The organism is Mycobacterium colombiense (assembly GCF_003284975.1).
GTDB lineage: Bacteria > Actinomycetota > Actinomycetes > Mycobacteriales > Mycobacteriaceae > Mycobacterium > Mycobacterium europaeum_A.
Map to the genome: position 1 here is coordinate 1 of NZ_QMEU01000163.1, position 7,226 is coordinate 7,226.

6 protein-coding genes are annotated in these 7,226 nt (G+C 69.9%); 5 read left to right on the top strand and 1 reads right to left on the bottom strand.

What is annotated here, in order from left to right:
- On the top strand, positions 1 to 1,226 hold a 1,226-nt coding region (locus DQP58_RS25360), incomplete at its 5' end, for a class I adenylate-forming enzyme family protein (protein ID WP_112710836.1).
- Positions 1,223 to 4,468, top strand: coding sequence for an acetyl-CoA carboxylase family protein (locus DQP58_RS25365; protein WP_112710837.1), 3,246 nt, complete (start codon positions 1,223 to 1,225; stop codon positions 4,466 to 4,468). The genes DQP58_RS25360 and DQP58_RS25365, both read left to right, overlap by 4 nt.
- A gap of 12 nt (positions 4,469 to 4,480) precedes the next feature.
- Here the strand turns inward: DQP58_RS25365 and DQP58_RS25370 are convergent, their stop codons facing one another.
- Entirely contained in the window at positions 4,481 to 4,810 is a 330-nt protein-coding gene (locus DQP58_RS25370; RefSeq protein ID WP_067349264.1) for a PE-PGRS family protein, read from the bottom strand.
- A gap of 133 nt (positions 4,811 to 4,943) precedes the next feature.
- Between DQP58_RS25370 and DQP58_RS25375 the strand changes: the two genes are divergently transcribed.
- From DQP58_RS25375 to DQP58_RS25385, 3 genes are all read left to right on the top strand, one after another.
- The gene (locus DQP58_RS25375) at positions 4,944 to 5,726 is read left to right on the top strand and encodes an SDR family oxidoreductase (protein ID WP_112710838.1); all 783 of its coding nucleotides are present in this window, start codon (positions 4,944 to 4,946) and stop codon (positions 5,724 to 5,726) included.
- On the top strand, positions 5,723 to 6,913 hold the full coding sequence (locus DQP58_RS25380) for an acyl-CoA dehydrogenase family protein (RefSeq protein WP_112710839.1): 1,191 nt from the start codon (positions 5,723 to 5,725) through the stop codon (positions 6,911 to 6,913). The genes DQP58_RS25375 and DQP58_RS25380 overlap by 4 nt, the downstream gene beginning before the upstream one ends.
- Positions 6,910 to 7,226: acyl-CoA dehydrogenase family protein (locus tag DQP58_RS25385; RefSeq protein WP_133259435.1), on the top strand; the 317-nt coding region annotated here is incomplete at its 3' end. The genes DQP58_RS25380 and DQP58_RS25385, both read left to right, overlap by 4 nt.

Here is a 7,226-nt window from a genome sequence, read left to right on the forward strand (position 1 = left end):
GGGGCACGGTGATGGCCGGTGGCGTTGCGGTGGCGGTCAATACGCGCTCGGCGCGCCCGGAGGTCGAGTTCGTCCTGTCCGACTCCGGAGCGCGGGTGGATCTGGCGCCCGACGCGCCGCTGCCCGACGGTCGGCCGTACGTCACCGAGCGACTGGGCCGCGCCGACACCGCCGCGCTGTTCTACACCTCCGGGACCACCGGCCATCCCAAGGGCGTGCCGACGACGCACGAGGCGTTCTTGACCAACACCGAGAACGGGATCCGCTGTCTGCAACAGCCGCGGGACCTCGGCGAGGCGATGCGCACGCTGATCTCCGTGCCGCTGTTTCACGTGACCGGTTGCAACACCCAGCTTCTGGCCGCGGCCCGGCTCGGCGGAGCGTCGGTGATCATGCCCGCGCTCAACTTGGACGCGCTGCTCGCCACGCTGACCGCCGAGCGCATCTCGGTCATGGTCACCGTCCCGGCGATCTACTCGTTGTTGTTGCGCCACAAGGATTTTTCCACTCTGGATACGTCGGGCGTGCGGTGGGTGGGCTACGGCGGCGCCCCTATCGCCCCGTCGCTGGTGCGGTCGGTGAAGAACGCGTTCGACCACGCCACGGTGTTCAACGGCTACGGCATGACAGAGACGGCGTCGCTGATGACCGTGCTGCCCGACGCCGAGGCCATCGAGCACGCCGACTCCGTCGGCTACGCCGTGCCGTCGGTGGACCTCGGGGTGATCCCGTTCGGTGACGACCCCGCCGTGGGCGAGTTGGTGGCACGGGGCGCCAACGTGACCACCGGCTACTGGAACCGGCCCGAGGCCACCGCCACCACCTTCGCCGACGGCTGGCTGCATACCGGGGACGTGGTGCGCGTCGACGATGCGGGCCGGGTGCACATCGTCGACCGGCTCAAGGACATCATCAACCGCGGCGGTGAGAACGTGTCCAGCGTCGAGGTGGAGGCCGTGCTGCTGGCGGCGCCCCATGTGGCCGACGCCTGCGTGCTCGGGGTGGCCGACGAGGTCATGGGGGAGAAGGTGGGAGCGGTGCTGTTCGGCGGCGACGACGAGATCGACGTGCCGGTGGTCCTCGATCACTGCCGCGGCCAGCTGGCCGATTACAAAGTGCCGCAATACGTCACGGTGGTCGACACCGCGCTGCCGCGCAACGCCGGCGGCAAGCTCCTCAAGGCCAGGCTGCGCGAGCAGGTCCGGTGGGGCGAGCCGCTGCGATGAACGCGAGCTTGCTGGTCGCCAACCGCGGCGAGATCGCACTGCGAATCATCCGCACCGCAACCGAATTGGGCATGCGCACCATCGCGGTGTATGCCGAAGACGACGCCGAAAGCCCGCACGTGCACGCCGCCGACGAGGCGATCGGCCTGCCAGGCACCGGCCCGCGGGCCTATCTGGACCAGCCCGCCATGCTGGCGGCGGCGAAAGGCTCCGGCGCGGAACTGATTCACCCCGGTTATGGATTCCTCAGCGAGAACGCCGAATTCGCCAACGCCTGCGCGGCCGGTGGCTACACGTTTGTCGGTCCCGACGCCGGGGTGCTCGAACTGCTCGGCAACAAGACCGCCGCCCGCGGTGCGGCGATTGCCGCCGGGGTGCCGGTGCTGCCCGCGACCGACGGCCCGAGCGGCGTCGAGGACATCAAGGCGTTCTTCGCCGCCCACGGCGGCGGCATCATGATCAAGGCCCTCGCCGGTGGCGGGGGCCGTGGAATGCGCAAGGTGCACAACGCCGATCAGATCGACGACGCCTACCTGCGCTGTGCCGCCGAAGCTCAGCTGGGATTCGGTGATCCCGCGCTGTTCGCCGAGGCGCTGCTCGCCGACGCCCGCCACATCGAGGTGCAGGTGGTCGCCGCGCCGGCCGGACACCAGACGCACGCACACGCGGTCGGCGACCGCGACTGCAGCATTCAGCGGCGCTACCAGAAACTGGTCGAAATCGGCCCCGCCCAAGGCCTTTCGGATGACCTGCGCCGCGCCCTGCACCGGGCGGCGGTGCGGTTGTGCGCCCGCGTGGGACTGCGCGGGCTGGCCACCGTCGAATTCCTGGTCACCGGCGACGACTTCGTCTTTCTGGAGGCCAATCCGCGAATCCAGGTCGAGCACACCGTCACCGAGGAAACCACCGGGCTCGACCTGGTCGCCCTGCAACTCGCCATCGCCGGGGGTGCGTCCTTCTACCAGTTGGGTTTGCCCTCCGGAATCGCCTCCGACGGACTGGAAGTCATCGGCGAGCCGGCCGCCCGCCGCGGCATCGCCATCCAGCTCAGGGTGAACATGGAGACGTTCGGGCCCGACCTTTCCGTCGTGCCCTCGGCGGGCACGCTCACCGTGTTCTCCCCGCCCAGCGGGCCCGGTGTGCGCGTCGACACCTACGGCCGGGCGGGATTGGCGATAAGCCCGCAGTACGACTCGCTGTTGGCCAAGCTCATCGTCTTTGTGCACGGGTCATCCGCGGGGCACGCGTCATCATGGCGGGCTGCGGTGCGCAAGGCCCGCACCGCCCTGGCCGAATTCAGCATCGAAGGCGTTCACACGAATGTCGCCTTCCTGCGCGGGCTGTTGACCGACGGCCAGATCGAATCCGGTTGGGTGAGCACCGGTTTCGTCGATGAGAAGCTTCCCGAGCTGGCCCAGGCCGCGCTGTCACACCAGCAAGAACCCCGGGCAGCGGCGATCGAACTGTATCCCGGCGAGGATGCGCTACGCACCCAGTTGGCCGGCACCGTCCTCGAGGTGGCGTCCGAGCACGCCGAATACGCGGCGGGCAGCCAGCTGGTTGTCCTGGAAGCGATGAAGATGCAGCACGTGCTCGTCGCGCCGGACGCGCTGCGGACCGTCCGGATCCTGGTGACACCCGGTCAGGTGGTCGGGACCGGAGATCCACTGTTGGTCTTCACCCGCACCGCGGCCGCCGGCGACGACGAATCGGTCTCGGCAGCAATGGATCTTGATCGCCCGCGAGCCGATCTCGACGAGGTCGTGCGCCGGCATGCCTTGACCCTCGACGAGGGCCGCGAAACCGCCGTCGCCAAACGGCACCAGCGGGGCCGCCGCACCGCGAGGGAGAACATCGCCGATCTGGTCGATCCCGACAGCTTCGTCGAATACGGTGCGCTGGCGATCGCGGCCCAGCGCAGCCGCCGCTCGGAATCCGACCTGATCGTCAACACCCCGGCCGACGGCCTGGTCGCCGGGCTGGCCACCATCGGCGCGGACCAGTTCGGGCGGGACGCGGCGCAGGCCGTCGTGGTGTCCTACGACTACACGGTGCTGGCAGGTACGCAGGGCATGCGCAACCACGCCAAAACCGACCGCGTGTTCGATCTCGCCGCGCGAAAGCGGTTGCCCGTGGTGCTGTTCGCCGAGGGCGGCGGCGGTCGGCCGGGCGACACCGACGTCGGCGGCGCCGCCGGTTTGGACGTGCCGACCTTCCGGATGCTCGCGGCGTTGAGTGGCGAGGTGCCGCTGGTGTCGATCGTCTCGGGCCGTTGCTTCGCCGGCAACGCGGCGCTGGCGGGGGTGTGCGACGTGATCATCGCGACGCCGGACGCCAACATCGGGATGGGCGGCCCGGCGATGATCGAGGGCGGGGGGCTGGGCGTGTATCCGCCGGAGGCGATCGGACCGATCGGCGTGCAGCGCCGCAATGGCGTGGTCGGCCTGGTGGCCCGCGACGAGGCCCATGCGGTCGCGTTGGCCAAGCAATACCTCTCGTACTTTCGGGGCGCGCACAGCGACTGGTCGGCGCCCGATCCGCGGTTGGCCCGGCATGTGGTGCCGCAGAACCGGTTACGCGCGTACGACGTGCACCGGGCGATCGAGTCGATCGTCGACATCGGCTCGGTGCTCGAGCTGCGGGCAGACTACGGCGTGGGGATCGTCACCGCCCTCGTTCGCGTGGAGGGGGTGCCGTACGGGCTGATCGCCAACAGCACCCACCACCTGGGCGGCGCGATCGACGCCGAGGCGGCCGACAAGGCCGGCGACTTCCTAGCCTTGTGCGAATCGTTCGGGTTGCCGGTGATCTCGCTGTGCGACACACCGGGCTTCATGGTGGGGCCCGACGCGGAGAAGGACGCGGCGGTCCGCCGCTTCGGCCGGATGTTCGTCCTGGGTGCGCGGCTGACGGTGCCGCTGGGAATGATCATCCTGCGCAAGGGTTATGGGCTCGGCGCGATGGCGATGGCCGGCGGTTCGTTCCGCGCGCCGCAGTTCACCATCGCCTGGCCGACCGGCGAGATCGGTGGCATGGGCCTGGAAGGCGCTGTCCGCCTGGGATTCAGCAAGGAGTTCGCGGCGGTCGACGATCCGGCCGAGCGCCAAGACCTGTTCGACCGCCTGGTGGCCGCGGCCTACGAGCACGGCAAGGCGCTACGGGCGGCCACCACGTTCGAGTTGGACGACGTGATAGACCCAGCAGCCTCCCGGGCCTGGATCACCAGGCTCCCGGGAGGCTGAGGGGTAGAGCGATCAGGCGTGGCCGGAGCCGCAGCCGACGCCGGGCAGACATCCCTGCCCGCCCGGAATGCCGCCGGGTCCCGCGTTCTGCCCGCCGGAGCCGCAGCCGACGCCCGGGACGCAGCCCTGCCCGCCAGGACCGCCGCCCGGACCGTTGAACTGGCCGCCCGAGCCGCAGTTTCCGTTGGCGTCGCAACCGCCGCCGCCCGGGTCGTCCTTGAAGGTGACATGGGTCGGGGCGGGCGAGTTGGCAGCTGGTCCGGTGACATACACGTCAGCGGCGGCCGCGGGGGCGGCGGCGATGGCCGCAGCGACAGCCCCGGCAACAACCAGCGGTTTCATGAGTGTCAATTTCGATAACATGCGGCTGGCATACCACCTCAACACGTGTCCAAAACATCGCGAATAAAATTCGACAGCGAACGATGTTCCGCTGCCCCACGGCGGCCCCCACCGCGACGGAAGGCCTGACCACATGACCTCGCAAGATCTGACCGGCCGCACCGCGATCATCACCGGCGCCTCGCGTGGAATCGGGCTTTCGATCGCCCAGCAGCTGGCGGCCGCGGGGGCCAACGTGGTACTCACCGCGCGCAAGCAGGAGGCCGCCGACGAAGCCGCCGCCCAGGTGGGGCGGCAGGCCCTCGGCGTCGGCGCGCACGCGGTCGACGAGGACGCCGCGCGGCACTGCGTGGAGCTCACGCTGGAGCGGTTCGGCAGCGTCGACATCCTGGTCAACAACGCCGGAACCAACCCGGCCTACGGTCCGCTGATCGACCAGGATCACGCCCGTTTCACCAAGATCTTCGACGTCAACCTGTGGGCTCCGCTGTTGTGGACCTCGCTCGTCGTCAAGGCGTGGATGGGTGAGCACGGCGGGGCGATCGTCAACACGGCCTCCATCGGCGGCCTGCATCAATCGCCGGCGATGGGCATGTACAACGCCACCAAGGCCGCGCTGATCCATGTCACCAAGCAACTGGCGCTGGAACTCTCACCGCGCGTCAGGGTCAACGCCATAGCGCCCGGGGTGGTGCGCACCAAGCTCGCCGAGGCGCTGTGGAAGGACCATGAGGACCCGCTGGCCTCGTCGATCGCGCTGGGGCGCATCGGTGAGCCCATCGACGTGGCCGGGGCGGTCGCCTTCCTGGTGTCCGACGCGGCGAGCTGGATCACCGGCGAGACCATGGTGATCGACGGCGGCCTGCTGCTCGGTGCCGCGCAGGGCTTCCAGTCCGCGCCGGGCGCCGGTCAATGACCGCCGTCGATACGGCCGACCTGGACGCACGGGTTCAGGCACTGCTCGACGAGCACGATCCGGCGACCAGTGATCCGCGCGATTTCCTTGGCGCGCAATACGATGCGGGCCTGGCCTGGGTGCACCTGCCGCGCGGCTTCGGCGGGCTGGATCTGCCGCGCACCGCCCAGGAGCGCGTCGATGCCCAGCTCGCCGCCGCCGGTGCGCCGGTGGGCGGCACGCCCAAGAACTACATCGGGATGGGCATGGCGGCGCCGACCATCGCCGCGTTCGGCACCGACGAACAGAAGCGAAAGTTCTTGCGCCCGTTGTTCACCGGCGAGCAGATCTACTGCCAACTGTTCAGCGAGCCGGGCGCGGGATCGGACCTCGCCGGGGTGTCGACCCGCGCGGTGCGCGACGGCGACAACTGGATTGTCAACGGGCAGAAGGTGTGGACGTCGCAGGCGCAGCACGCGCAGATGGCGATCCTGGTGGCCCGCACGGATCCGGCCGTACCCAAACATGCCGGCCTGACCTACTTTCTCTGCGACATGACGCAGCCCGGCGTCGAGATCCGGCCGTTGCGCCAGATCACCGGCGAGGCCGAATTCAACGAGGTGTTCCTCACCGACGTCCGGGTGCCCGACGCGAATCGGCTGGGCCCGGAGGGCGGCGGCTGGCGGGTCGCGACCACCACCTTGAACAACGAGCGGGTGGCGATCGGTTCCCGCGCCGGGGCGCCGCGGGAAGGCGGCCACATCGGCAAGGTCACCGCCGCCTGGCGTGAGGAGCCGGCGCTGCGCAACCCCGCCATGCACGATCAGCTGATGCGGCTGTGGGTGGAGGCGGAGGTCCTTCGGCTCGCCGGCGAACGGCTGCGGCAGCAGGCCGCCACCGGCCAACCGGGCCCGGAGGGCGCCGGCATGAAGGTGGCGTTCGCCAAACTGGCGCAAGCGATTTCGGGCTTCGAGATCGAGCTGCACGGCGAATCCGGCCTCTACTACGACGACTGGTCCATGCGCAGGCCCGAGACGGTCGACCTGACCGGTCGCGGACCCGGGTACCGCTACCTGCGGGCGCGCGGCAACTCGATCGAGGGCGGTACCTCAGAAGTCCTGCGCAACACCATCTCCGAGCGGATCCTGGGCCTGCCGGGCGAACACCGCGTCGATAAGGACGTCGCCTGGAAGGACCTGCCCCGATGAGCGCGCACACCGCCGACCTGCTGTACTCCGACACCGAAGAGGCGTTGCGGGCCGGTGTGCGCCAGCTGTTCGCGGAGCGGTGTCCGCACGAAGGCGTGGCGAGCCTGTATAACGCCGAACCGCACGACTTTTCGGGCGTGTGGCGGACGCTGGCCACCGAGCTGGGCGTGGCCGGCCTGCTGGTTCCGGAGTCACTGGGCGGCGCCGGCGCGAGCGCCCGCGCGGCCGCGGTGGTCATGGAGGAGATCGGCCGGGCCGTCGCGCCGGTGCCGTTTCTGTCCAGCGCGGTGCTCGCCACCATCGCGCTGCTGCG